Here is a 25,746-nt window from a genome sequence, read left to right as displayed (position 1 = left end):
CCACAGGCTGTCCGCCCACTAGGACGCCAGCAGCACATTCAGGATCCCGCTGAGGATGGCACTGAACAGGGCTAGCGTAATGTAGCGGCCAACAGTCGGGTCTTCGCCCAGGAGCCGGTCAGAAGTGCTAATGGTAAAAAACAAAGACCACGCCTGAGTGGCGTTGATGGTCTCAAACTGGTTGAATTCAGGGGTGAAGATCTTGGCCATCGTGAAATGCTCCCTACGGCTGGGGTTTGCACCACCTTAACAAAAGTTAACGCTAGCTGCCACGTTCGCACGGCTACATCAGGTAGGGCAGAGTCAGCGCAATATCACTTTGGGAGAAAGCAACAACGTCAGGGATCCCTGGCAATAGTCGATACGGCCTTCTGCAAAGCGCACCTGGGCCAAGCCTGCCTTTTTGAGGGTAATAGCCTGGGGATTGGTCGGCAGTAGGCCAATAGCTGCCTGTATCCACAGGCTCAGATCCGGCTGGTGGCCGACCAAGGCCAGAGACGTGAAGGGATCCCGCTCCGCCTGCCAGCGCACCAGGTCGGTGAAGCTGCCGTCCGGGGCCAGCGGCTCAAACACTTCTAGAGCTTCGGCCAAGTTCTCGTGAAAAAAAATCTCCGCCGTCTGCCGCGCCCTCACAAGGGGGCTGGTGAGCAGGAGATCCCACTTCCAACCCATATCCTTGAGTTGGCGGGCAATTTTGCGGCAGCGCTTGCGTCCCTCGTCGGTCAAGGCGCGGAAAGCGTCCTCCACTCCCGCTTGTGCTTCTTCGGCTATGCCGTGGCGAATAAAATCCACAGCTACTTCCTGGACGGCAGTCCGCTTCTCGGCTGCAGCCTGATTGCCTCCTTCTGGCCCGAGCTCAAATGCCATCGGCGCCTGCACGCTTTCTCCCTCTTCCACTCCAGAATACCCCGCTCAGGTTGGGAAAAGCTCGCCTGTTCAGCCCAACCCTCTGGCAAAAATTGTAGGTGCCTGCTGCGGCCTAGAACAGAAGCCCAGAAAGTTATGATAGGATCGCTCTGAGTGACGGGTACGTACTGTTTCAGGAGTTCTCCAAGCATGTCTGCAGCAATAGATGTTGCTGATGCTACCTTTGAGGCAGAGGTGCTGCGTAGCGATATCCCAGTCTTGGTGGATTTTTGGGCGCCCTGGTGTGGCCCATGCCGGATGGTAGCTCCTGTGGTTCAGGAGATAGCCGAGCAGTATGCCGGCAAGGTTAAGGTCGTGAAAATCAATACGGACGAGAATCCCCAAACTGCCAGCCAGTATGGCATTCGCAGCATTCCCACCTTGATGCTCTTCAAGGGAGGCCAGAAGGTAGATGTGGTGGTCGGCGCTGTGCCTAAGGCAACTCTAACCACAATTCTGGAGAAGCACTTTGACACGCCTGCTGAGGGCTAAGATCCGGGCAGGAGGAGCGACTGTCAGTGCTTCAGAGCGCTACGTCTGGATTCGGGAGTAAAGCCTAAGTAGCATTTAGCTTAATCGGCGGCAAGCCCCGCACTGTATTGATTGGTGAATTGTGTTAACTCAAGAGCCAATTAGTGTCGGGGTAACAGCTGCTTGTGCTACAAGTGAGGAGAACAAGTTAAATCTCTGGAGAGTTTCCCACCGTGGATCCCATGGCAGTGGCACTCTGAGACCTCTGTACCAACAAGTCTGTGAAGCGTGAAGCCCGCACTCTATCGGCTCGCGCAGCGTGGTGTAAGCCATTTTGCGTTGACTCAACGAAGATGAGTGCCGGGGTTCGTTTACCGTCGATAGTCTATTGCAGTAAAGTAATAACAGAGAACTCTGGATCCTGGCTTGGCTGATTCCCTTTCTTCTCTTCTCCAGGAGATTTTCTCCAACGCTGAGACTCGTCTGAAGCAGTTGGAGTATCACCCCAACCGGACGGCTTGGCTGCGCATTTTGCAGTCACTGCAGCGGATGGGATCTCTGAATCTCAGCCGCCTGGACGCCAAGATCCTGGCGGCCACGCTTGAGGATCTAGAGCAGGGGTTTGCGGCCTTCCAGAACTATGTCCATCAGCGCAAGGTAACAGTTTTTGGGTCGGCACGGGTAGGGCCGGACAGCCCGGAATACCGACAGGCACAGTTGTTCGCCCACTGCATCAGCCAGCGAGGGTTCATGGTGCTGACGGGGGGCGGCAGTGGAATCATGGAAGCCGGCAATCGGGGGGCAGGGCTGGAAAACTCGTTTGGGCTGAATATCCAGCTTCCCTTCGAGCAGATGGCCAATCCTGTGATTGCTGCCAGCGATCGGGTCATTAACTTTAAGTATTTCTTTTCACGCAAGCTCTTTTTTGTCAAAGAAACCGATGCGCTGGTGCTTTTCCCCGGTGGCTTTGGTACGCAGGATGAGGCTTTTGAATGTCTGACCTTGATGCAAACCGGTAAAACCAAGCTCATGCCCTTGGTGCTGGTGGACAAGAAGGGCGGTTGCTACTGGAAAGAATGGGATGAATATGTGCGGGAGCATCTACTCAGCCGCGGCCTGATCAGCCCAGAAGATCTCTTCTTATACACCTTAACTGACGATGTAGGGGATGCCTGCCAGCAGATCGTCGATTTTTATCGCATCTTTCACAGCAATCGCTATGTGCGGGAACTGCTGGTTTTGCGCTTGAATGCCAAGCTCTCGCCCCAGGCTCTGGATATCTTAAACGAAGAGTTTGCCGACATTCTCGACTCGGGCCGAATCGAGCAAACTGAGGCTTTGCCGGAAGAAGCAGAGGAAGAGATTGCCCATTTGCCAAGGCTGGTGATGCATTTTAACCAACGCAACTTTGGGCGGCTGTGGCAAATGGTGCGCCGGATCAACACGCTTCATCCAGCACAGCCGGATCGTCTGCAAATGCGCCCCGACCAAAAGTAGGGGATTGTCGTCCCAATGGGCCGGTTGTTTGTCAAAATCTGCGGCATCACTCGCCAGGATCAAGCGGAGGCTATCGCTGCGCTGGGGGTGAGCGCTCTTGGGTTTATCGCAGTGCCCAACACGCCGCGCTATTTGCCTCTCTCGGCAGCGCGCTGGCTGGGATCCCTGCCCGGACATGTGGAAAAGGTGGGGGTCTTTGTGGATCAGGATCCCCGTACGATTGCCACCTGGGTGGAAGTGGGCGGCCTCACGGCTGTTCAGCTCCACGGCCAGGAATCGCCAGAAGAGTGCCGGCAACTGGGAGAATGGCTCCCCGGCATTCGCCGCATCAAGGCCCTGCGCATTCGCCAGCCGGCAGATCTGGAGGCAGCCCACCTCTACGGCGACTGTGTGGAGGCTCTGCTTCTGGACGCCTATCACCCACAGCGGGCAGGTGGCACTGGGCAAACCCTCAACTGGCCAGAGTTGGCCCACCGCTCCCTGCCCCTGCCCTGGCTGCTGGCCGGTGGCCTCACCCCAGACAATGTTCTGCAGGCCCTCAGCTACCTCCAGCCTAGCGGCATTGATCTCTCCAGCGGCGTCGAGCACCAACCGGGCGACAAAGATCTGGACAAAGTCCGGCGTCTGCTGCAGCAGTTGGGATCCCAAGGGTGGCAAATCGCTTCTGCCCTACCTCAACCCAATCAAGGCCTTTAGCCCCTCCGGCGGAGCCGGATCCCTATTGCAAGGATTGGAAGGATTGAATATCTAGCCCCGGCTCAAACATCAGCTCTTTCACCTCTCCAAACCTTCCCATCACCCCCAGATGGCGGTCGTTGAAGGTCACCAACACCCCGCCGGCATTGCCGGTACGCAGCACAATTGATCGCTCGGCTTCCCAGTTCAGCTCTGCCCCCGGCTGCAGGGTGGCCTCAAAAACGGTTTTTCCATCGGCGATGACTCGTAGCCAGGAGGGACGCTCTACCACGCGAATATCAAGGCGCACCGGCTTGCGCCGCGTCCCCTCCGTATGGGCCTCCAACACGTCAGGGAAAACCCCCTGGATGCGCGTCCACTGATCCAGCGTGGGAAACATCTGGCGAAGGGTCGGTTCTGGGCTGCGCCCAGGGGAGTTAGCTGCTTGCGGCTGCGACTGGGATCCCTCGCCGCTTGACCTGCTGGCCAGCCAATGCCCAAAGGGGTTGCCGGTGCCGTCCAAAAGAGCCGACAGCCCTCCCACCGCCAGCACGACCAGCACCACATAGGCGGCCCAAAGGTGAAAGGGGCGCAGGGCAAAGCCCAGCTGTTCGCCAACAGCAGTAAGAGGAGGGAGCGCATGGGGCGTTTTGGCAGATAGGAGTGGCAAAGCTTGCCGAGATAAAGCCTCGCCATCCAGCCCCAGATAGTTGGCATAGCGCTTGAGGAAGCCTTGCACATAGACCGGCTCCGGCAACCGGCTCAAGTCGGCTTCCTCCAGGGCCTGCAGATATTGGGAGCGGATGAAGGTATCGTTGGCTACATCTGTCAACGTCAGCCCCCGTGCCTCCCGTGTTTGCCGCAACAGGGATCCCAGGGCTTCCAATCCCGTTGGCGGGACAGAGTCCTTAGAGCGTTCCGACTCTTGCATCGTTTGGCTACCTGCAAAAGAGAGGATGGGCACAAAGTTCCCCCCGCTAAAGATTATGAAGAGGGAGAGGAGGAGTGAAAAGAGGCGCTTCTGGACAGAGCTGAGCCGTTAGTGACCGCAAACGGGGCTAGCAAAGCCTGAACCTCCTGCGGCTGCAACAGGCGAAACTGACCTGGCTTTAGGTTGCCTAGACGCAGCGGGCCAATCGCCTCCCGGTGTAAGCTGAGCACAGGATGGCCCAGCTGCTCGGCCACCCGCCGAATTTGCCGGTTGCGGCCTTCAAATAGGACTACCCTCAGCCAAGAGGAGTGGGAGGTTCTTCCAAAAGGGGGCGGATCACAAAACTCCACCTCTGCCGGCAAAGTGGTAGACCCATCCAAGTCGACGCCCTCCCGCCACCGTTGCAGAGTGGCTTGGCTAGGGCGCCCCTGCACCTGCACAAGATAGGCCTTGGGCAGATGGTAGCGCGGGTGGGTCAGCTTCAGCGTCAGGTCGCCGTCGTTAGTCAGAAGCAGGGCCCCACTGCTGTCGGCGTCCAATCGGCCCACCGGGTAAAGACGGATCTGCCGGTTCCAGGGTGGGGGAAGCAAATCCAGCACCGTCTTGCGTCCTAGGGGATCCCTACAGGTGGACAAGACTCCCAGGGGCTTGTGCAGAAGCAAAACGTGGCGGGCCGGATCCCTGAAGAGGATCACCCGTCCATCCACCTCGACGCGATCCCGTTCCGGATCGGCTTTAAAGCCCAGCTCGGTGACCACCTTCCCATTGACTCGAATGCGTCCGGCTAGGATCCAAGCTTCCACCTGGCGGCGGGAGGCCAAGCCCTGCTGAGCCAAAAGTTTCTGGAGCCGTTGGGGTGCTGCCATAGGCAAGGGGACTAGAGCAGAGTCTTTGCAGTGCAAAAGCAGATGGCCAGAGTCGGGGGGCAGCAGGGGTTGCCCGTTTAGGCAGGAAACCAAAGCTTCCGCCCGTTTGTGGCCTGTAGAGCTGAGAGACGGGTAGTGCCTGCTAACAAAACGGTGTAGCTATTGGTTACCCAACTCCTCTGCTTCGCCCTCACTGCCCTCTTCAACCGTTTCCTGGTTCTTAGATGAGGATCCCTCCTGCTTAGTTTCGGCGTCCCGTTTCAGTTGGTTAAGCAGGGCCAGAACCCGGGATCCCCGCTCCAAAGAGCGATCCTGCAAAAACACCACCGTCGGCACCCGTCGCAGGCCGAGGCGCTGACCGATTTCCCGCCGCACGAAGGAAGTGGCAGAGGCCAGCCCCTCCATGGTCTGCTGCTGGGCCGCTTCATCGCCATAGATGCTGACGAAGATGCGGGCATTTTGCAAGTCATTGGAAACCTCGACATCCACAATGCTGACCATGCCCGCCCCCACGCGGTCATCTTTGATCTCCGAGAGCAGGATTTGGCTGACCTCCCGTTTGATCAGCTCGGCTACCCGTGCCACCCGTCGCGCTGTCGCCATTTTTGGATACCTAGGTTACCGCTCATCCGCAAACCGGCTCTGGCCGGTGTGGAGCAGAGTCCGCGTCGGCTCGATCCCCAGAACAGTAGCCGATGCTACGAGCATCTCTCTCTTCTACCTTTATCTTGAATCCATGTCCACCTTGCCTTGAGTATGAATACCTAAAGCCATCGATGGATGGATGGAGACGTGATGATCAAGACGCCAGAGGCCCTGCGGCGCTCCATTGAGCAGTTTATGCTGAATGTCACAGAGCCGCTTGACCCCTTGCTCTCCCTGAAGCTAACTCAATTGGTGGTGATGTTGGGGGATACAGCGTATGCAATGGGGTACAGCGATGGCCAACAAAAGCCAGATGAACGCTGCCGCTATTGTCCCAGCCGGCTGCTCGACCGTCCAGAGCTTTGACAGAGCCCTTTAAGGTTCTTCATAGTCTAGCTCCTGGCTGTCCAGGAGGGGGGAATGAGTTGAAAGGGGTGGTGGGAACCGGCCAAGATGGGATCCCGTTCCTCAGTAGCCTATGACTTCCCCGGTTTTGATTTGGCATCGCCGCGATCTGCGGCTGGCGGACAACACAGCCCTCCATGCGGCGGCGCAGCGCAGCTCCCAGGTGGTGCCGGTTTTCGTTTTCGACCCGCAGGTTTTGCAGCGGGCGGATATGGCCCCAGCCAGGGTGGCGTTTCTCCTTCAGGCGTTACAGGAGCTGCAGGAGCGCTACGCCCAGATGGGGATCCCGCTCCTCTGGCGGCGGGGGGATCCGGCGGTGGAGCTGCGGCAGTTGGCCACCGAGCTGGGGGCGCAGGCCGTGTTTTGGAACGAGGATCTGGATCCCTTGGCCCGGCAGCAGGAGAGTCAGGTGCGGGCCAGCTTGACGGCAGCCGGGATCCTGTCTTTTTCTTACCAAGATATGCTGCTGCACGGGCCGGGGGAAGTATTGACCCAGGCGGGGGAGCCCTACTCGGTTTTTACCCCTTTCTGGCGCCGCTGGTCCAGCTTGCCCAAGCCGGATCCCTTCCCCATTCCCAAGGAGCTCCAGCGGCTGCCAAACCTGAAAGCTCAACCTCTGCCCACCTTGGCGGATCTGGGCTTTGTCTGCAACCAGCGGATCCCGACATCAGGCGAGAGGGCAGCCCAAGCGCTGCTGGAGGATTTTTGTCAGGGCCTGCGCATTTTCGACTATGAGCGGGCCCGCAATTTCCCGGCTGAACAGGGCACCTCTCTCCTCAGCCCCCACCTGTGCTGGGGAACCATCGGCATTCGCCAGGTGTGGCAGGCTACGCGGGAGGTGGAAGCAGAGGTGCGCAGTGAAGAGGCCGAGAGCAGCCTGCAAACTTGGCGGCAGGAGCTGTGCTGGCGCGAGTTTTACAAGCATGTCTTAGCCCACTGGCCCTACGTGGAGAGCGGCGCCTACCGGCGAGCTTTTGATGCGCTGGAGTGGGACAACCGGCAGGACTGGTTTCAGGCCTGGTGCGCCGGAGAGACGGGCTACCCCATCGTAGATGCGGCCATGCGCCAGCTCAACGAGACCGGCTGGATGCACAACCGCTGCCGCATGATCGTGGCCAGCTTTCTAACCAAAGATCTGCTCATCGACTGGCGCTGGGGAGAGCGCTACTTTATGCAGAAGCTGGTCGACGGGGATCTGGCCGCCAACAACGGCGGCTGGCAGTGGAGCGCCGGTGTGGGTACGGATCCCAGGCCACTGCGCATCTTCAACCCGGCCACCCAGGCAGCCCGCTACGACCCGGAGGGGGAGTACATCCGTCGCTACCTGCCGGAGCTAGCGGGGCTAGATACCCCGGCTTTGCTGTGGGTGGGGGAGGATCCCAAGGGATCCTGGGCCCTGCAGGAGCGGCGGCGCTGCGGCTACCCGGATCCCATCGTGGATCACAAGGTGCAGCAGCAGGAGTTCAAGCGGCGCTACCAGGCGGTGCAGCAGAGGCACTCTCAGCCGGCCCAGGGCAGACTATCCACTCTTTCCTAGCTCTGGACAAGACGTGGCAAGGACTTCCCTCACCCCCAACCCCTCTCCCTCAGGGACTCCCTCACCCCCAACCCCTCTCCCTGAGGGAGAGGGGAGTTAGAGCAGCGCGTTCGCGACAGCGTTGCGTTAATGACTTATGGAAATGAAAAGGGGATCGCCTGGATCCCCTCGGTCTTCAGAAGTTCGGAGCCAATGCCGGGTTGCCTGAGACTACGGCTTCAGCTCGCTGGGGATGCGCTCCCCGAAGAGAACTGTGTAGAGAATGCGGTAGATGTCGGTGTTCAGGATCCCGGTGGTGGGCACCAGCTCTTGGGCGTTCAGGCCCGCCGCGCGGGCGATAACTCCACTGCCGGCGTCGTCTCCAGTGGCCCACGCCACCGCAAAGGGGCGGCGGTTGCCGTTCTTGTCGGGTGCTGAAACAAATGGCTTCGTACCCGTGCCCTCGACGCCATCGATGGGGGCGCCGCTTTCTTCGGGGTCAGTGGGGGGCAGCGGCTCATCGGCAGACTCCACATCCACCAACTGCATCCCGCCGGCGTTGCTGTCGCTGGTGGTGATCATGAAGGTTTTGGGATTCTTCTCGATGAAGTCGAGAATTACCCCAATGGCATCGTCAGCCCGCTTCATGGCCTCCAGGCAGCCGGAAGCATTGAGGTTGTTGCACATGTTGTCGGTGCCCTCTTCCTCAATGACGGCGAAGAAGCCCTTGGGATTGCGGGAGATCCGCTCCAGGGCAAACTGCGTCATCTCGGCAATGGTGGGCGCGCTGGCGATGTAGTTGGGCAAGTTTTCTTTGCGCAGCTCTTCTTCAGGTTTGTCGTAGAAGGTGTCCTCTACGTTGAACACCCCCAAAACCTTGGCGGCATCCGCCGGCAGCTTCAGCAGCTCATCGCGGGTGTAGACGACGGCATACCCTTTTTTCTTGGCTTCCTCGATGAGGTTGCGGCCATCCTTGCGCTTCCCTTGGCCAAAGCGCCCCTGGACACCTTCCGGCAACAGCCATTCCTCACCGGCCCCCAGGATGATGTCTACCCCCGACTCCACCACTTCCAGGGCGATCTCTTCGTAGTCGCTGCGCTTGGGAGCTTCAGCAACAAAAGCAGCCGTCCCCGGCTCGATGATGGATCCCGACTGCACCAGGGCCGTACCCAAACCCGCCGCCACAGCATCTTCCATGATCGTGTTCAGGGTGCCGTTGGCCGAGGGATACTCCTTGCCGTCCGGATCCAAGCCAAAAGATGCGCCATGCACACGAGTGCCTGTGGCATGCGTCACCGCCCCGGCGTTGGAGGTTCCACCCAATAGGTCAAGGTGATGGCCACGATAGGTGGTGATGACAGGCAGACGATCCCAGTTCAAGAAGCCATCCGGGCCGTAGTGGAGAATGCGCGTGATGTCCCAGTGGGAGGCCGAAGTGCCATCGGGGTGGAAAAAGATCGCCCCGTTGCCGGTCGGCTTCGGCGCCGCCTGGGCCAGGCTAGAAAAAAGGGAAGAGGACAGTAGGCACAGCGTTGCGGCCAGAGCTGCCCTCAGAGAATGGTTACGCATAGTAAACCTGCCCTTGCTTGTTCAAGGCTGAACGTCAAGGAAAGTAACACAGCCTTGGATTCCTTAGCAAGGTCACAGGCAAAACCAGCGGCAGAGCCCACTTGCAACAATGGCCTACCGCTTATGTCTATACCTAGAGTTAACTATCTCTTAACCACCTCATAACGTCAAGGCTGCTCGTAGAGCTCCAGGGCCCAGCCGGCTTCAGGTCAAGCGGCTCTTTTAGAAGTAAGCGTCGAACTTTTGGCCTGCCAGGCCTGCCTAAGCTGTCGGAGTTGTCGTTGCCAACGCTGCAGTTCCCCGGCTGCCAGCGGGATCCCGCCAAAGCGCACCTCCAGGTAGCGCTGCAAGAACTGGATGGCGAGCTCGGCTTGGGGCAAGTTGGACTGGCGCAAGTGTTCTAGGCAGGCTTCTGGCCCCAGGTGGGCTGGGATCCCCACTGCCGTCGCCAGCTCCCGCAGTTGGAGGTAAAGTCTGGAGATTGCCTGGCGGCGCCGCTGCGATTTGGGCAGGGCCGTCGGGATCCAGCGCATGCCGGCAAAGGCCAGACTTGGCAGCAGGATCCCGATCATCCAGGTGGGCCATTCTGGGGGCGGCTGCCACAGGGATCCCATCACCACCCCATTGCCAAGTGTGGCCAAGAGGATCCATCCCCCATCGCGCCAGTGCAAAGCCTGGTAGCGGCGGCGGCGGCCCCAGTAGGCCGTGAAGCCAGTGATGACCATCACCCCCACCAGCGGCAGGCTGTTTTGCTGCAGGCTTTGCCCCCAGCCCACCAAGCTGCGGCGGAGGGCGGCAACGACATCCTCCTGCTTTTGGGGAGCGGTCACGCGGCTGGCCAGCTCCTGAATCTGCCGCCAGATCTGCCGCTGGGTGGATAGGTCGTACTGGATGACGTACTTAAACCAACGGAAGCGCAGGCTGTCGTAAAAATCCTGCAGGGGATCCCACCAGCTTTGCCGCTGGCTGACATTGGCCTCTGGCGGCGTGGCGTCGAAGCGGATCCATCCATAGGGGCCAAAGGGGATCTCCGTCCAAGAATGGGCATCGGCGTTGCGCACCGCCAGGTACTTTTCCTGCGCCACCCAGCGCCCGCCCAAAAAGCCATTGACCACGCGGGCCGGGATGCCAAGGCTGCGGGCCAGCACCGTCAGGGCGGTGGCAAAGTATTCGCAGTGGCCGCGGCGGTGGGTAAACAAAAAGGCCTCCAAAGGCGGCTCAGCCCCGGGATCCGGCAGATCCGTGGTGTAGGCGTAGTTCTCCAGCAGATAGTTCTGCAGAGCCGCTACCTTGCCAAAGACATCGGGGATCCCAGCCGTGATCTCCTCTGCCAAGGCGGGAATGCGCGGATCTAGATCTGCCGGCAACTGCAGGTAGGCTGCCTGCTGGGCTGGGTCAAGAGCCCTCAGCAACTCCGCCTGGCCGAGCTGGCGCAGGCGGGGCTCCAGATCGCGGGGGATCCAGCTCACGGCGCGGTAGAGATAGGGCAGCCGGGGGGGCAGGGAATGGCTGACATCCCCGCTCTCGTGCAGGAGGAGGCGGCGAGTTTGCCGTTGCCATGCCTGCTGAGGGGTCATCGCCCCCCCCCGATCCAACCACTCCACCTCCAGCAGCGGCGCCACCCCAAAGACGGTGTTGGTGGCCAGCGGCTCTAGGTAGATAAGCTGCTCCAGGGGAAAGAACTGGAGCTCGCTAGCGGTGGGGATCAAGGGGGAAGCCGAGAGGGCAAAGACCCCTGCTGCATTGGGGAAAATCGGGATCGCGCGGTCCAGCGTCCGCGACCAAGCCCGCCCGTCGTAGCGATCAAAGCTGATCCCCCGCCAGTAGAGGGACTCCACCTGAGGGGGCACCCCCGCCGGGAACTCCACCCGCATAACAACAGTGCTGTCGGTCTTGAGGGTGCCGAACTCCCCCAGGCTGACTTCCTCGGCAAAGCCAGTGGTCATCACCGGCGAGCGGGCCTGCCGGCCTAGGAGCCCCAAGCTAAGGCGCGGAAAGAGGAAAAACAAAACCACCGCGAGAAGGGTTGCCAGCAAAGCCAGGGATCCAAGCAACCCCAGAAAGTTGAGGTCGATCCCGCGGACTTGGCTGGCCGCCTGGGGGTGCTGCTCCGCCTGCAGGCGCAGGTGATAGAGGGTGAGGTTAACCAGCCCCACCCCCACATACAGCAGGAATAAAAACCCAAAGCTGATGTCCTCGTTAAAGAGGGTGGCGATGGCCATCAAAAGCAAAGACAACACCGTCAACTGAATGTGGTCGGCTGCCCGCTCCCGCTGAAACAACTTGGCCCCCGTAAGGTAGAGCACCAGGCCTATGGCCCCATCCGAAAGCGGCAGCACGCCCGCAAGCACCAGGGCCGCCAGGCTGACCAGCACGCTCACCGTCAGGGGCATCCACAGGGGCGCATAGCGGGCAAAGCTAATGCGGGGCGGCTCCCAAAGCCAACTGGCAGCCCCCGCCGCCAAGCAGAGGGCGATAACCGCCGGCGACAGGGCCTGATCTCCCAGACAAAGGGCGGCAAAGGCGATCCCCACCAGCAGGTAGATGAAGAGCTTTTGGACGGCAAGCAGTGGCCAGGTCATGGGCTAGGTTGCTTCGGGATCCCTCAAGTGGCCCTTCCAAGATAGCCAAGTCTTTCCTCTTCTCCTGCCCCCTATTGCCGGCACCCCTTGCGATGGGGAGAAGACAGACTTCTGCTGCAGCACTAGAATCGTTAATGTTCATTAACTTTTGTTGTTTTTCGACTCGCCAATTTTGGGCAGAGTCTCCACCCACGCTGCACACAGAGGGGATGAGATGTCCGGCCAAAACGAAATCCATGTGGTGGGGGCGCGGCAGCACAACCTCAAAAACCTCGAGCTGCGGATCCCGCGCAATCGCCTGGTGGTGTTTACCGGCGTCTCCGGGTCTGGAAAATCTTCTCTGGCCTTCGACACCATCTTTGCCGAGGGGCAGCGGCGCTACGTGGAGTCCCTTAGCGCCTATGCGCGGCAATTTCTGGGGCAACTGGATAAGCCGGATGTGGATCGCATCGAGGGCTTGAGCCCGGCCATTGCCATCGACCAAAAGTCCACCAGCCACAACCCCCGCTCCACGGTTGGCACCGTTACCGAAATCTACGACTACCTGCGGCTTCTCTACGGGCGGGCCGGGATCCCCCACTGCCCCCATTGTGACCGGGTGATTGCCCCCCAGACGGTGGATCAAATGGTGGACCAGATCCTGGCCCTGCCGGAGCGGACGCGCTTTCAGTTGCTTGCGCCCGTGGTGAGGGGAAAAAAGGGCACCCACGCAGCGCTCTTGCAAAGCCTGAGCCAGCAGGGGTTTGTGCGGGTGCGCATCGACGGCCAGGTGCGGGATCTCAGCGAGGAAATTGAGTTGGCCAAAACCAAGGCCCACACCATTGAGGTGGTGGTGGATCGGCTGGTTAAGGGCCCCAACATGGCAGAGCGGCTGGCCGATTCCCTGACCACCTGTCTGCGCCAGTCGGGGGGACTGGCGGTGGTGGAGCTCTTGCCCCGTGAAGACGAACGGGAACACCTGCTGCAAAAAGTAGCCGAGGTGGCGGGGCAGTACCTCAACGGCAAGCCAACGGAGCTGATCTTTTCGGAACAATTTGCCTGCCCCGAACACGGCTCCGTGCTGGGCGAGCTGTCGCCGCGGCTATTTTCCTTTAACTCCCCCATCGGCGCCTGTCCCGTCTGTCACGGCCTGGGCTTTGAACCCATCTTCGACCCCGACCGGATCGTGCCGGATCCCAAGCTCCCCCTCTATGCGGCCATTGCCCCCTGGGCGGAGCGGGAGAACCCCTACTATCTGGCCCTACTGGCGGGGGCTGCTAAGGCCTTTGGCTTTGAGCTCAGCAGCCGCTGGTGCGACCTTACCCCCGAGCAGCAGCAGCTCCTCCTCTACGGCAGCGACCAGGAGATCTACGTTGAGGCGGAATCCCCCCAGGGGAGCCGGGGCTACTACCGCCGCTTTGAAGGGGTAATCCCGCAGTTGCAGCGGCACTACCAAGAGACCACCGCCGAAACCTACCGGCAAAAGCTGGAGACCTACCTCACCTACCGCCCCTGTGCTGCCTGTGGCGGATCCCGGCTGCGGCCAGAGGCCCTGGCCGTGCGCGTCGGTGGCTACCGCATCACAGATCTCACCGAGATCTCCATCCGCGACTGCCTGCAGCGCCTGGAGCAGCTCCAGCTTACCCCCCGCCAAGCGCAGATTGCCGAGCTAGTGCTGCGGGAGATCAAAACCCGCCTGCAGTTTTTAATTGACGTGGGCCTTGACTACCTCACCCTGGCCCGACCGGCCATGACCCTTTCGGGGGGCGAGGCGCAGCGGATCCGACTGGCCAGCCAGATTGGCTCCGGCCTGACGGGGGTGCTCTACGTGCTGGACGAACCCTCCATTGGCCTGCACCAGCGGGATAACCAACGCCTCTTGCAAACCCTATTCCGCCTACGGGATCTGGGCAACACCTTAATTGTGGTGGAACACGATGAAGAGACCATTCGCGCCGCCGACCACATCGTGGACATTGGCCCTGGCGCTGGCATCCACGGCGGAGAAGTGGTGGCCCAAGGATCTCTAGCCGACATCCTAGCCTGCGAGCGCTCCCTCACCGGCGCCTATCTATCGGGGCGGCGGCGGATCCCAACCCCAGCTCAGCGGCGACCTGGCAAAGCCGTCTCCCTCAAGCTCACCGATGCCCACAAAAACAACCTCAAGCACATCGATGTGGAGATCCCCCTGGGCAAGCTGGTCTGCGTCACCGGCGTCTCCGGCTCCGGCAAGTCCACCCTGGTCAACGAGTTGCTCTACCCTGCCCTGCAACACTACCTCGGCCAGAAGGTGCCTAAGCCAACGGAAATGGGGGAGCTACACGGCATTGAACACATCGACAAGGTCATTGTCATCGACCAATCCCCCATTGGCCGCACCCCCCGCTCCAACCCCGCCACCTACACGGGCCTCTTTGATCCCATCCGCCAGGCCTTTGCCCAGACTCTAGAGGCCAAGGCCAGGGGCTATCACTCTGGCCACTTTTCCTTCAACGTCAAGGGGGGGCGCTGTGAAGCCTGCAAAGGGCAGGGGGTGAACGTGATTGAAATGAACTTCCTGCCGGATGTGTATGTTACCTGCGAAGTGTGTGGGGGCAGCCGCTACAGCCGCGAGACCCTCCAGGTCAGGTACAAGGGCAAAAACATCGCCGAAGTTCTAGACATGACGGTGGGGGAGGCGCTGGAGTTTTTTGCCGCCCTACCCCCTGCCGCCAAGATTCTACAGACCTTGGCCGATGTGGGCCTTGATTACATCAAGCTGGGGCAGCCCGCTCCGACGCTTTCCGGGGGGGAAGCGCAGCGGGTGAAGCTGGCGGCAGAACTGGCCCGCCGCTCCACCGGCAAAACCCTCTACCTGCTCGATGAACCCTCCACCGGCCTGTCCTTCTACGACGTTCACAAGCTCTTGAATGTTCTGCAGCGGTTGGTGGATGCGGGCAACACCGTGCTGGTGATCGAGCACAACCTGGACATCCTCCGCTGTGCCGACTGGATTATTGACCTGGGGCCGGAAGGGGGCGACCAGGGCGGCCAGATTGTTGCCGTCGGCACCCCTGAGGAAGTGGCCGAGCAGCCCGGATCCCACACGGGGCGCTACCTAAAGCAGGCTTTGCAACAACATCCCCCCGGTCAGTAAGAAAGGGAGCGGATGCATGCCTAGTTGTTTGCACTATTTGCCCGCCAAACTAAGGAAAAAGCTCTGCAATGACTTCGTTGGAAAACAGCCAGCCCTCGGGCGGGATCAGTCGCAGTCGCCCTCCTTCGCAACTGGCCCAACCTTTTTCAAAATAGGGATCTAGACGCCGCAAAGCCTGCTCCACCCTCGCAGGGCCAAAGCGCTGCCGTAAAGTTGCCAAATCCAGCCCTTCCTGCAAACGCAGCCCCAACATCACCGTGTCCATCCAGATTTCTTCTGCAGAGGCCGGTGGCGGGAGAGGGTGAACTTGGGCTTTGACCTGTTCAAAATACTTATGGAGAGTTTTCGGCTGTTGAATGCGCCGCCCCCCTTCGTAGCCGACCGATCCCATGCCAAAGCCAAAGTAAGGGCGATTTTCCCAGTACACCCGGTTGTGGCGACAGGCATACCCAGGGCGGGCAAAATTGGAGATCTCGTAGTGGATGTAGCCGGCTTGGGTGAGCAGCTCCCGCGCCATCAAGTACATTGCAACTGTGATTTCCTCAGGGGGCAAAGGGGCATCCCCCGGTCGGTACATCCGGCCAAAGCGGGTTCCCGGCTCAATCGTTAAATCATAGATGGAGACATGGGTGGGGTTGATCTCAAGAACAGCCTGCAGCGATTGCTGCCAGTGCGCCAACGTCTGGTAGGGCAGTCCAAAGATCAAGTCCAGGTTGAAATTCGCAAAGCCCACTGCCTGCAAGTCGGCCACAGCTTCGTAAACTTCTTCCACTCCATGCAGGCGACCGCAGGCGGCCAGCAGCTCCGCTTGAAAGGCCTGTACCCCCAGGCTAATGCGGCTAACCCCCAGATCCCGGTAGCCCGCCAACTGCTCCCGCGTCAGGGTGCCGGGGTTGGCCTCGAGCGAAATCTCGCAGTCAGGATGTAAGGGGATCCTCTCCCTGAGTTGAGCCAAGATCCGGCCCAATTGCTCCACCGTCAGCAGGGAAGGGGTGCCGCCGCCAAAGAAAATGCTGGTCAAGGGTTGGGGATCCCCAGCCAAATGGCGGTAGCGGTAGGCCCCCCCGATCTCTTGGCAGAGCACCTGCACATAGGTTTCTATTAGCTCGCGCGTGCCTAGGCCGGTGGCAAAATCGCAGTAATGGCAGCGCTGCCGGCAGAAGGGGATGTGCAGATAGGCGGCCTCTGGCCAGCCAAGCTGAGTGGAGAGGGCAAAGTCTTCTGCGGAGGCTGCAACCACCATAGCTCCCTACCTTGCTAAAACCACTATACTGGTAGGCTTCTAAGGGATCCCATGAACGCTGTGCGCCTGGCGGTGATTGACTACGAGGCCGGCAACCTGCATTCGGCTTGCAAAGGGCTAGAGCGGGCTGGAGCCGAAGTGCAGCTGGTCACAGAGCCGGCTGGGCTGGCGGCTTTTGATGGCCTCGTTCTGCCGGGAGATGGGGCCTTTGACCCAGCCATGCAGCAGTTGCGGGCGCGGGGCTTTGTGGAGGCTATCCAAGAAGCAATCGAGCGGCAGCAGCCCTTTCTGGGCATCTGCCTTGGACTGCAGGTTTTGTTTGAGGGGAGCGAAGAGGGGGTGGAGCCAGGGCTGGGCCTTGTACCCGGACAAGTGCGACGCTTTCAACCGGAGCCAGGCCTGCGCATCCCCCACATGGGCTGGAACCAGTTGCACCTCACCCAGCCCCTGTCTCCTCTTTGGGCAGGGATCCCTGACCAAAGCTGGGTTTACTTTGTCCACTCCTATCACGCCGTGCCCGAGGATCCCAGCTGGGTGGCCGCCACTACCCAACACGGCAGCCAAACCTGTGTGGCCGCCCTTGCCCGCGGCGCCTTGTTTGCCACCCAATTTCACCCCGAAAAGTCTGGCCCTGTAGGCTTGAAGATATTGCAAAACTTTGTCGAGTTTGTTGCCCGTCGCTTGCCTGCTGCCCGAGCTTAGCGTTCTATGAACTACTGGTTGATGAAATCGGAGCCCAGCGTCTACAGCATCTGGGATCTGCAGCGGGAGGGCCAAACCCTTTGGGACGGCGTGCGCAACTACCAAGCCCGCAACTACCTAAAAGCCATGCAGGTGGGGGATCGCGCCTTTTTCTACCACTCCAACGCCAACCCCCCCGGTATTGCCGGCCTGATGGAGATCCGAGAAACCCAGGTGGTGGATCCCAGCCAATTTGATCCCACCAGCCCCTACTACGATCCCAAGTCAACTCCTGCAGCGCCCCGCTGGCACACGGTGCGGGTGGAATTCGTCGCCGCCTTTGAGCGCTTGATCCCTTTGGCCGAGTTGCGGGCCACTTTTACCCCTGCAGAGTTGGAGGTGGTGCGGCGAGGTACACGCCTATCGGTGATGCCCGTTTCCCAAGCTGTTGCAGAGCGGCTGCTGGCCTTGGCGACCTCTTCTCCCTAGCTCTACCAGGTTGGAGCAAGCCAGCCGGGACTCCCTATCCTTGCCAAAACCTTCAAAAGCCAAAGGCTGAGAGGCCCCAGCGCTGCAAGCTCTCGAAAGCGGCGTAGGCCGTTAAATCCGGCTGCAAGGGCGTAATCGACACATAGCCCTCGGCAACCGCCCGCACATCGGAGCAGGGATCCACCTCCTCTTCCACCACCTCTCCTGCCAGCCAGTAGTAGGCCTTGCCACGGGGATCTACTCGTTTCTCGTAGAGATCCGTGTACTTGCGCCAGGCCAGGCGGGCCAAGACCATGCCGCGTATTTCAGCCAGCTCTAGCGGGGGCACGTTGACGTTCAACAGCATCGGCTTCTCTAAAGGCTTCAGGCTCAGCTTCTCCAGCAGCATCAGCACCACCTGGGCCGCCGGCTGAAAATCCTGGTGGGTAAAGCTGGCCAGGCTCACCGCTAGGCTGGGGATCCCTTCCAATAGCCCTTCCATGGCCGCTGAGACGGTGCCGGAGTAGAGCACATCGGTGCCCAAATTGGCTCCCTGATTGATGCCGGAAATCACCCAATCGGGGGGGCGGTCTAGTAGCCCATCCAAACCCAGCTTGACACAGTCCGAAGGCGTGCCGGAACAGGCCCAGGCTTGCACCTCTGGCGGAAACCCCTCCCGCACCGGATCCACCCGCAGCGGTTTGTGCAGCGTCAAGGCGTGGCCAGTGGCCGAGCGCTCCCGATCCGGGCAGACTACCGTCACCTGGTGCCCGCCTATCTGAGCCAGCGCTGCCGCTAAACACCGCACTCCCGCCGCTTGGATGCCGTCATCGTTGCTCACGAGAATGTTCATCGGTGCCCCTCCTCACCGCCTCCAAGCAACCCGGCTGCCCTCATCATGCTATCTGCTGCCAAGCCTACAGCCGGCCAGGAGCCAGGAAAAAACGAAGAGTGCGGCTTCCGCATGTTATTATTGAGCGTAGCCCTGTGAACAACATCCGTATAACCACGGTGTTGTTCTATGAATCTTAAGTGTCATTATGAAGCTAAGGTAAAGCCACTGCCGAAGTTCCCTTCCTCCTGGTTTATCCTTCCGCTAGGGTCTGGCCTTTTCTTTCAAACTCTTTTGATGGCTCGATGGAGCGGAAGAGGCGGCAAAGTTCATCTAGTTACTCAATTGACAGGAAGCCTATCCCATGTCCCTAGTTTCCATCACATCGGCAGCGGAGGCTCAGGAATGGCGGGAACTCTGCCAGTGGGCCGAAGAGCACTACCGCTGTCGCACTTTTCCCAAGGACGTGCGCATCCCCACCCGTCCGGGCCTGGTCTACATCCCCCAAGAAGGCGTGGTGCGCCTAGTTAGCCAAACGCCGGAGCGGCGGGAGGTTTTTGTCGGGTTTATCACACCCGGCGTGCCCTTTGAGCTGAGCAACCCGGAGCGCTTTGAGCTAAAAGCTTGCACCCATGTCGATCGCACCACGGTAATGTGGTTTTACTGGCAGGATCTGGAGCAGTGGCCCTATCTGCACCAGAAAGTTCAAGAAAGCTTCCGTCAGCAACTGCAACGCAAGTTGCTTTGGTTAGGCAACCTGGGCCAACGGCGTGCCATTGACCGCCTGAAGGGCTTCCTAACGCTGTTGATTGAAGAGTACGGGCAGCCCTGTGAACAGGGGATGTACCTCCCTTGGACACTCACCCACGCCCAGATTGGGGACGCCATTGGGGCGACCCGTGTAACGGTTACTCGCTTGCTGGGATCCCTGCGCTCGAAAGGGTTTGTGCAGGTGCTGGATCAAAACTTAATTTGCCTTCCCAACGGGGTGAAGCTGCAGTCCGTGCCAAAAAAGGCGGCTAGCGCCTAAGCTATGGGCCTGCAGCTCTACTACCGTGCCTGGGGCAAAGGGATCCCTTCCCTGCCCATCCTACTGCTCCACGGCCATCCGGGCAATGCTGACTGCATGGAAGTTTTTGCTGAGGCGGTGGCGGGGATGCACCCCTGTGTGGCGCCGGATCTGCGTGGCTATGGGCGTTCGCAGGTAGGGGATCCCTTTGAGATGGCAACTCACCTAGAGGACTTGCAGGAGCTGCTGGATTGCCTGGGCTGGCAGGAGTGTCTGGTGTTGGGCTGGTCGTTGGGTGGGATCCTGGCCCTGGAGTTGGCCTTGCGCCTGCCGCAGCAGGTCAAGGGCTTGGTTTTGGTAGCCAGCGCCGCCTGTCCTCGTAGCAACCATCCCCCCATCACCGTTTGGGATCAGCTTAACACCGGCATTGCTTCGCTGCTCAACTGGCTTTGGCCCGGCTGGAGTTGGAACATCGACACCTTTGGCCGCCGCTCTCTCTACCGCTACCTCATCCAGCAACACACCTCAACCGCCTATCGCTACTTGGCCCAGGTGGCTTTGCCTGCTTATCTGCACACCTCTCCCCAAGCCCGCCGCGCTTTGCGCACCGCCCTGCAGCAGGGCTACAACCGCGAGGGGGAACTGCAGCAGCTGCGCCTACCTGTGTTGCTCCTGGCCGGTGAGCGGGATCGCCACATCACCGCCGCTAGCAGCTTGGCCACCGCCCGCCTTCTACCCCAGTGCACCTGCATTGTCTATCCCGATGTGGCCCACCTCTTCCCGTGGGAGATCCCTGAACAGGTAGGACGGGATCTGCGTCGCTGGCTTAGCGCTCAGGACTGGGACAAAGGGAGCTCTTCTAACCCACCCTCAGCGGGGGAAGCCGCAGCTTGAACTTGGACCAGCTTGCGCAGCCGGGCAAAGGCCTCTTCCTCCAGCCGGATCTGCTGCTGCTGCTGCTGTTCTTCCGGGGTGCGCAGGCGTTTCCCCAGCGGCTGTTGCAGCGTGCCCAAAAGTAGGGGCTCGGAGACTCCCGGCTCAGGGTGGATGACGGTGCGGGCCTGCAGGGTAAATACCGGCGAGCCGGTGGAGAAGCGACCGGAGGACGCCAAATCGCTGGCCGCCTGCTTCAGCGTGAGGATCAGATGCTCTGGGGTAATGTCCGGGCTGACGGCGATGACCGCCCGCTCTGCCCCTTGGTCATAGACCGTGGTGTAGGGGGCAGCGCCGGGGATGCGGGAGCGAAAGATCGGCCCTAAACTGAGGGCAAAACAGCCCGCCGTCAAAACCAGGGTGAAGGCCGTGTAGCCCACCAGCGAAAACTTCCAAGGCCAGTTGCGGATCCAGGCCAGCAGGGTAAGCAGAGCCAGCAGACCCGCCACCCCCAGCCCCACCTGGGTGGCAGAGGCGAAGAAAGATTGCAAGGATCCATCCATCATTTACAGGGAGAAGGAGTTCGGACTCAGCAGTCTCATCTTAAGCAATCTGGCAATCCTCTCAACTGCTTGCTGGCTCTAGCCGGGAGGAGATAGGCTTGCGACTCCATCTGCCAAACCAGCTCTCGCTGATCCCAGAAGTGCCGGCAGCTCTGTGCCTTTTAGAACTGTTTTTTATGCTACTGAATGAGCATTGCTGGCAAGAAGAACGCTGAAAACAATGCGAAGGAAACGAACGACGGTATCAGCAAGATGGATATAATGCCAGCGAAGCGGCTTGAGAACTGTTGGCATGTCATCTTCAACCCTATCTGATGGAGCGCATCACCGGCTTGATTCTATGGATCCCTCGGTAGCTTTGCAGACCGCGAGAGACTCACTATTTGACCTCGGCAACCTCACCGCTGGGATCGTTAACGAATACCACGACGTAGTCAGCAACTCCGTGCTGCTGGAGAAGCTGGAGGACTTTCGGGTTGTCTACGAAGAGGCCGTTGCCCGCCTACGGAAGCCCTCCTTCCGGATTGCCACCATTGGCACCACCTCTTCAGGTAAGTCCACCATTGTCAACGCTCTCATTGGTCGGAAAATCGCGCCTATCGAGGCGCAGGAGATGAGCGCCGGGATCCTGCGGATTAGGCACGGCGAGCGGAGCAAGTTAGTTATCCACAATACAGAAGGAGCCACCTGGGAATGCAGCACGTGGGAAGACCTGAGGGACGAAGAGATCTACAGCAGGCTCAAGCTGACAATGGAGGCCTACCACCAAGAGCGGCGAAAGAAGAGGAAGAAGGAGGATGAAGCCGACGTGGGCATCCCTCAGATAGACGTTGAGTGTCCGCTCCTTCCTGTCAGGGCTTCTTCTCTGTTAAACCTGCCTGAGGGCTTACAGGTTGAGATTTATGACTTGCCTGGCCTGAACTCAATCCAAGATAGAACAAGCCTCAGGATCATCCAAGAGCATGTCAGCAAGTGTTTTAGCCTTGTTGCACTGGATTACTCTCAGACAGATTGGCAAAGACGAGAAGCCCTCTTGAGAGAGCTAAAAGATGTTGTGGAGTTTCTCCGAGGTCAAACTAGCTTGATGATTTTCTTGCTCAATAGGGTTGACATGCGAAATCAAACCGACAACCCTCTAGAGCAAAAGGTCGAGGAGCTGAGAGAGGAAATTAAGGAGATTCTGGATCTTCCAGAGCTGCCTTTTATCATTCCGCTCTCTGCTAAGGCGTTCTTCTATGCCCAATGTGCCTGGGGAGCCAACTCTTCCGAAGGATCGGATGTGGATCCCAGTACTAGACAATGGATGCTCAGCGCTCTTTTTGAAGACTGTGCTAATCTCATCAAGGCTTCTACAAGAGGTGATAGGGAGCTGAAGTCTTGGATAGCAGACCTTGAAAACAAAGTCGAGGAAGGGCAGGCAATATCTGACAATGACACTAGGCTCTTGCTTGGCTACATCCGAGAGTGGAGCGGCGGCAACTTGCTATGGAGGGCATTGCGAGAAAGGATTCAAGCAGACACTGCAAGAGTTGTTATTCTCCCGGCAGTGCTACAAGTGATCAACTCAGCTAGAGAGATTAGCAGTGCCCTAGATGTCATAATCAATACAAGACAAATTCAGACGCTAGAGGAAGTAGATAGGCAAAGAAAATATATTCAAGAGAAACAAGAGCAATGCAAGGAAGCAATCAATCAAGTTGCCCAATCGTTTATCGATGACATTACAGACTTACTCAACCAAGTTGCCAGTGCTAGTGGCACTCCTGAGTCCCTGTCAAAGATTGAGGAGGAAGCCAGAAAGAAGGGCTGGCAGGGGTTTCCCGATTTTATTGACTTTGTGGATGAGCAAGTTAAAGATTTGATTAATAAAATCATTGCTCCAGTTCGAGATACACTCAAGCAAGAAATTGGTGTTTATCCGCTAGAAGATTCTCTGAAAGAAGTGATCCCTGCTCACATTGCCAACCTCGTTGCTAGATCTTGCGACATGACACTCAGAACGTTGAGGGATTGTGAGTGTCAGGGAGACAGCCTGATTCTGAGAGTACCTGTTGAGGAGAAAACCGAAAAGCCTCATGAGAAGATAGAAAGAGCTGAGCGCGCTGTTTTAGCTCTCTACCAATCGGTTAGGGACGCTCTCGAACATAGGGCCGAGTTTCTGTTACAGGCGAAGGCTCAAACTTTTGAGAAATTTGCGAACTCATTGATCTCTCAGCTTATTGCAAACCTTATTGGAGCCGTTGAAGAAATCCTCACAGTCTCTGAGGAAGATAAGCTAGGGATCCAGGAATTGATTCAAACTGGCGTTAGGCTGAGAAGCGAGCCCTTGCGCCTTACGCAAGATGTCTTTCTCTTTAATAAAAGAGCAAAGATAGAGACTACAAAGAAGGACAAAACTACAATAGTCGAGGAGCCTAGATCTTGCTTTGGAGGCAAGGAGTACAAGATAGCTAAAGTTGGGACGGAGTTCTATCAACAGCTAACTGTGCCTAGCTTTGATAGGATGGCTGAGGAGTGGTCAAGAGGAGCAGATGCTGGTAAGCAAAAATTGTGGCAAGTTCTAAAAGAATGGATCATAGGTTACATGGAAGAACTAAGAGAGGCTACTCAAAAATTGGTTAGAAAAGCACTTGACCTTTCTATGAGCGAGCTAGATGAGCAAAGAAGGCGGATTGAAGAGAACTTTAACCAAGCAGTAGCTATAGCCGAAGATCTGGAGAATAGGAAGAATGCAATTGAAAGTTTTGTTCAATCTTTGTCTTGCTTAGGGAGTGGGAATGATGAGTGAGAACGACAAAGAGCAGGGAGAGCTTCTTGCTAAATTAGCTGCTGTAGGACTTGGAGCTATCGTTGGTGGTGCTATTGGAGGACCAATAGGGGCTGCTGTTGGAGCAGCTGCTGGACTTGGGCTTGCAGAACTTAGGCTTGCAGAAAATTTGCCCGAACCCAAGCCTTCCGAACGCGAAAGTTGGGTCGTGCTAGCCTCGAGGGCTAGCCAGTTTCGCGAATACTTTTCTCACCTTTCTCCCGGACAAAAAATAACAGAGAAGAATGCGTGTGAGCTTCTGTATAAAAACTCAAAGTATATCTGGAGAGGCACACAGAAAGAGTTTGAGGTTCTGAAAGAGGAAGTCGAGAAGTTTCCGGCTAAAAATCTCAATGATGAAAGTGCTTTTTATCTAGTGGCTCTCGAAGCTGACGAGGAGCTTCCTGGACTTCGCAAAGATGCGAGTCCTCTTGAGCGAAGGGATGCGTTTCTGGCTCTAGCCAGTAAAGCAAAGATTGTCTGGATCTCCCCCCCATTGCATTTAAACTCCTTTGCCAACAAGGATTTCTACCTTGTGTGACCGGAGCTTTGGGAGCGTAAGTCATGCTCATTCCAACTCTCCTTTTTGCTTCTCCTTCGATTGTCAGCGGGCTTTTGGATGGATCCCTGGTTCGCTACGGTGGCGTTGTTCGAGAAGCTGCCACGGGTCGCATCGTCAAGCATTTGGCCGAAGCTCCTGGCCTGACCAGCTTGCTGATGAATGCGCCGGTATCTCCTGAATCCGTGATTAATGCCCTTGGTCACCAAGCCACTCATCGAAAGCTTGAGGTTTTGCAGCAGACTGCCACCAAGATTTTGGGGCTTTCTCAGGTAGCTGCTGGCGCTAGTGTTTTAAACCTGGGGGTTAGCGCTATTGGCTTTACCTACATGCATTTCCGCCTGAATCAGTTGCAAGACTCTATTGCCCGCCTAGAAAAGATTGTTAGGGAAGGGATCCAAGACATTCAGCAAAAGCTAGATACACTTTCCGACCAACTGGCCTATTTGCAAGCTTTGGCCGTTCAGAGTAGAGCCGAAATCCTATTGGCTATCTCCAATTTGCAGCGTGCCCTTTTCATCCAAAGTCTTGCCAAGCTGCAGGCGGAGCTGGTTAGTTTGCACCGATTCCCGGAGGCTTCTCCTCGCGATGCCCTTAAGGCGCTGGCGGAAGCCCGCATTTTTTTCTCCGACCAAGCCCATCAGATCCCTGTTGAGCGCCAGGCCCACTGCCTACTGCTTGGCGATATTGCCCTCAAGGGTTGGGCAGTTTCCCTAGCGGCGGAATCCCAGCTTCTGCTTAAGCATGGGTACCTGCAAGATGCCGTCGATGCCCTGGACTTTGAGGTTCCTCGTTTCCGGGAACTAAGCGAAAGGTGGTGTGCAGCTCTCTTGCCAGCGGATCGACCTCAGCTCCGGACCGCCTATACGTACAAAGCTCCCGGCTTTGCTGGCCGCATCTCTAGCGAACGCATCCAGCGCATTGCTCGTCTTTCCCCATTTGATCGAGCGCTTACACCGGAGCAGCGCTTCCTTAGGGAAAAGAATCTTTCTGTCGAGTTTCAGATGACCTACTTCCAAGAGCTGGACAAGTCTTGGTACCTTTCCCAAGTGGCTTTAGCTGAATATCTAGACACCCTCAGCGAGCTCGCGGAGCGCCTTGAAAGTCTCCAGTCTTTTGCTCACCTCTCTCGGGAGCTTAACCAAGCGGATCCCTACCAATTGATCCCATCTGAACCCCAAAGTCTTTATCTACTATCTGCTGGGTAATACAGCCTGTTAAAGAATCAAGGGGTACAGTAGCAACACTTAGCAAACCAACTCCGGAAGCAGGATGGATTGATCAGGAGTAAACAAGTCTGCACTATCTGCTCCACGCTATACTTCCCAATCCTGGAAAACTGCCGAATAAAATGCTTCAACACCGACCCCATCATCTCAATGGGATTCACTTCCGGCGCACAGGTATAGAATTCGCGCTCCTGTCCCCCTAATCAATTCCTCAACCTCCTGACTCCGATGAATATTTAAATTGTCCATAATCACAACCTTCCTCGCCTCTAGCTTCGGACATAACTCGCTTCTCAAAAACTCCA

The 25,746-nt window shown here is 58.2% G+C and carries 23 protein-coding genes and 2 pseudogenes; 13 read left to right on the top strand and 12 right to left on the bottom strand.

Translation table 11 applies throughout. The features are described from left to right. Window positions 1-18: 18 nt before the first annotated feature. Complete coding sequence (locus tag NW845_RS02570; protein WP_414366327.1) at window positions 19-210, bottom strand: hypothetical protein; 192 nt, start codon at window positions 208-210, stop codon at window positions 19-21. Window positions 211-303: 93 nt separating this feature from the next. After that, window positions 304-867: a phosphohistidine phosphatase SixA gene (gene sixA, locus NW845_RS02565; protein ID WP_414376689.1), complete on the bottom strand. Its 564-nt coding sequence runs from the start codon at window positions 865-867 to the stop codon at window positions 304-306. A gap of 189 nt (window positions 868-1,056) precedes the next feature. Here sixA and trxA point away from each other — a divergent pair, with 189 nt between their 5' ends. From trxA to NW845_RS02550, 3 genes are all read left to right on the top strand, one after another. Beyond that, a complete protein-coding gene (gene trxA, locus NW845_RS02560) occupies window positions 1,057-1,398 on the top strand; it encodes a thioredoxin (RefSeq protein ID WP_414366323.1) in 342 nt (113 codons plus the stop codon). A gap of 405 nt (window positions 1,399-1,803) precedes the next feature. Continuing rightward, window positions 1,804-2,874, top strand: coding sequence for a TIGR00730 family Rossman fold protein (locus NW845_RS02555; RefSeq protein WP_414376687.1), 1,071 nt, complete (start codon window positions 1,804-1,806; stop codon window positions 2,872-2,874). 15 nt (window positions 2,875-2,889) lie between these two features. Then, entirely contained in the window at window positions 2,890-3,570 is a 681-nt protein-coding gene (locus tag NW845_RS02550) for a phosphoribosylanthranilate isomerase (RefSeq protein WP_414366320.1), read from the top strand. A gap of 22 nt (window positions 3,571-3,592) precedes the next feature. On the opposite strand, the gene NW845_RS02545 is transcribed toward NW845_RS02550, so the two are convergent. From NW845_RS02545 to rbfA, 4 genes and pseudogenes are all read right to left on the bottom strand, one after another. After that, on the bottom strand, window positions 3,593-3,949 hold the full coding sequence (locus NW845_RS02545; protein WP_414366333.1) for a DUF4115 domain-containing protein: 357 nt from the start codon (window positions 3,947-3,949) through the stop codon (window positions 3,593-3,595). Window positions 3,950-4,243: 294 nt separating this feature from the next. After that, window positions 4,244-4,480: pseudogene (locus NW845_RS02540) on the bottom strand (helix-turn-helix domain-containing protein); the annotation flags it as partial. A 53-nt stretch (window positions 4,481-4,533) separates the two neighbouring features. Beyond that, complete coding sequence (locus tag NW845_RS02535; protein WP_414376685.1) at window positions 4,534-5,346, bottom strand: pseudouridine synthase; 813 nt, start codon at window positions 5,344-5,346, stop codon at window positions 4,534-4,536. A 159-nt stretch (window positions 5,347-5,505) separates the two neighbouring features. Then, the gene (rbfA, locus tag NW845_RS02530; protein WP_414366319.1) at window positions 5,506-5,949 is read right to left on the bottom strand and encodes a 30S ribosome-binding factor RbfA; all 444 of its coding nucleotides are present in this window, start codon (window positions 5,947-5,949) and stop codon (window positions 5,506-5,508) included. A 192-nt stretch (window positions 5,950-6,141) separates the two neighbouring features. On the opposite strand from rbfA, the gene NW845_RS02525 reads away from it, so the two are divergent. Together NW845_RS02525 and NW845_RS02520 are read left to right on the top strand one after the other, a co-directional pair. After that, entirely contained in the window at window positions 6,142-6,357 is a 216-nt protein-coding gene (locus NW845_RS02525; RefSeq protein ID WP_414347243.1) for a hypothetical protein, read from the top strand. Window positions 6,358-6,469: 112 nt separating this feature from the next. Beyond that, entirely contained in the window at window positions 6,470-7,933 is a 1,464-nt protein-coding gene (locus tag NW845_RS02520) for a cryptochrome/photolyase family protein (protein ID WP_414376682.1), read from the top strand. 210 nt (window positions 7,934-8,143) lie between these two features. On the opposite strand, the gene NW845_RS02515 is transcribed toward NW845_RS02520, so the two are convergent. Both NW845_RS02515 and NW845_RS02510 read right to left on the bottom strand, forming a co-directional pair. Beyond that, window positions 8,144-9,481, bottom strand: coding sequence for an alkaline phosphatase (locus NW845_RS02515; RefSeq protein WP_414376680.1), 1,338 nt, complete (start codon window positions 9,479-9,481; stop codon window positions 8,144-8,146). Between the two features lie 209 nt (window positions 9,482-9,690). After that, window positions 9,691-12,063 (bottom strand): DUF3488 and DUF4129 domain-containing transglutaminase family protein, encoded by a 2,373-nt coding sequence (locus NW845_RS02510; protein ID WP_414376678.1) that lies wholly within the window; start codon window positions 12,061-12,063, stop codon window positions 9,691-9,693. Window positions 12,064-12,277: 214 nt separating this feature from the next. Between NW845_RS02510 and uvrA the strand changes: the two genes are divergently transcribed. Next, a complete protein-coding gene (uvrA, locus tag NW845_RS02505) occupies window positions 12,278-15,178 on the top strand; it encodes an excinuclease ABC subunit UvrA (protein ID WP_414376676.1) in 2,901 nt (966 codons plus the stop codon). Window positions 15,179-15,227: 49 nt separating this feature from the next. Here uvrA and hemW read toward each other — a convergent pair whose 3' ends face one another. Further along, a complete protein-coding gene (hemW, locus tag NW845_RS02500; protein WP_414372352.1) occupies window positions 15,228-16,421 on the bottom strand; it encodes a radical SAM family heme chaperone HemW in 1,194 nt (397 codons plus the stop codon). Between the two features lie 51 nt (window positions 16,422-16,472). Between hemW and hisH the strand changes: the two genes are divergently transcribed. After that, window positions 16,473-17,123, top strand: coding sequence for an imidazole glycerol phosphate synthase subunit HisH (gene hisH / locus NW845_RS02495; protein WP_414366162.1), 651 nt, complete (start codon window positions 16,473-16,475; stop codon window positions 17,121-17,123). A gap of 6 nt (window positions 17,124-17,129) precedes the next feature. Then, window positions 17,130-17,591: an EVE domain-containing protein gene (locus tag NW845_RS02490; protein WP_414376674.1), complete on the top strand. Its 462-nt coding sequence runs from the start codon at window positions 17,130-17,132 to the stop codon at window positions 17,589-17,591. A 52-nt stretch (window positions 17,592-17,643) separates the two neighbouring features. Here NW845_RS02490 and surE read toward each other — a convergent pair whose 3' ends face one another. Beyond that, on the bottom strand, window positions 17,644-18,423 hold the full coding sequence (gene surE, locus NW845_RS02485; RefSeq protein WP_414366164.1) for a 5'/3'-nucleotidase SurE: 780 nt from the start codon (window positions 18,421-18,423) through the stop codon (window positions 17,644-17,646). A 343-nt stretch (window positions 18,424-18,766) separates the two neighbouring features. Between surE and NW845_RS02480 the strand changes: the two genes are divergently transcribed. Then, a complete protein-coding gene (locus NW845_RS02480; RefSeq protein WP_414366166.1) occupies window positions 18,767-19,432 on the top strand; it encodes a Crp/Fnr family transcriptional regulator in 666 nt (221 codons plus the stop codon). A 3-nt stretch (window positions 19,433-19,435) separates the two neighbouring features. Then, window positions 19,436-20,305, top strand: coding sequence for an alpha/beta fold hydrolase (locus NW845_RS02475; protein ID WP_414376672.1), 870 nt, complete (start codon window positions 19,436-19,438; stop codon window positions 20,303-20,305). On the opposite strand, the gene NW845_RS02470 is transcribed toward NW845_RS02475, so the two are convergent. Continuing rightward, window positions 20,245-20,835, bottom strand: a complete 591-nt coding sequence (locus NW845_RS02470) for a Ycf51 family protein (protein ID WP_414376670.1) — start codon at window positions 20,833-20,835, stop codon at window positions 20,245-20,247. The genes NW845_RS02475 and NW845_RS02470 overlap by 61 nt on opposite strands. Before the next feature lie 304 nt (window positions 20,836-21,139). Between NW845_RS02470 and NW845_RS02465 the strand changes: the two genes are divergently transcribed. The 3 genes from NW845_RS02465 to NW845_RS02455 are packed head-to-tail and all read left to right on the top strand — an operon-like array spanning window position 21,140 to window position 25,420. Then, a complete protein-coding gene (locus NW845_RS02465; protein ID WP_414376668.1) occupies window positions 21,140-23,635 on the top strand; it encodes a dynamin family protein in 2,496 nt (831 codons plus the stop codon). Further along, window positions 23,625-24,194, top strand: coding sequence for a hypothetical protein (locus NW845_RS02460; RefSeq protein ID WP_414376666.1), 570 nt, complete (start codon window positions 23,625-23,627; stop codon window positions 24,192-24,194). Before NW845_RS02465 ends, NW845_RS02460 begins: the two co-directional genes overlap by 11 nt. 23 nt (window positions 24,195-24,217) lie before the next feature. Next, window positions 24,218-25,420 carry a hypothetical protein gene (locus NW845_RS02455; protein WP_414376664.1) on the top strand — a complete coding sequence of 401 codons (1,203 nt, stop codon included), beginning with the start codon at window positions 24,218-24,220 and terminating at the stop codon, window positions 25,418-25,420. 17 nt (window positions 25,421-25,437) lie between these two features. On the opposite strand, the pseudogene NW845_RS02450 reads toward NW845_RS02455, so the two are convergent. Next, window positions 25,438-25,746 (bottom strand): annotated as a pseudogene (locus NW845_RS02450) (transposase); the annotation flags it as partial.

The sequence above is a fragment of the Synechococcus sp. H60.2 genome, assembly GCF_047462315.1.
Taxonomy (GTDB): Bacteria; Cyanobacteriota; Cyanobacteriia; order Thermostichales; family Thermostichaceae; genus Thermostichus.
This window is presented reverse-complemented; position numbering and strand designations above follow the sequence as displayed.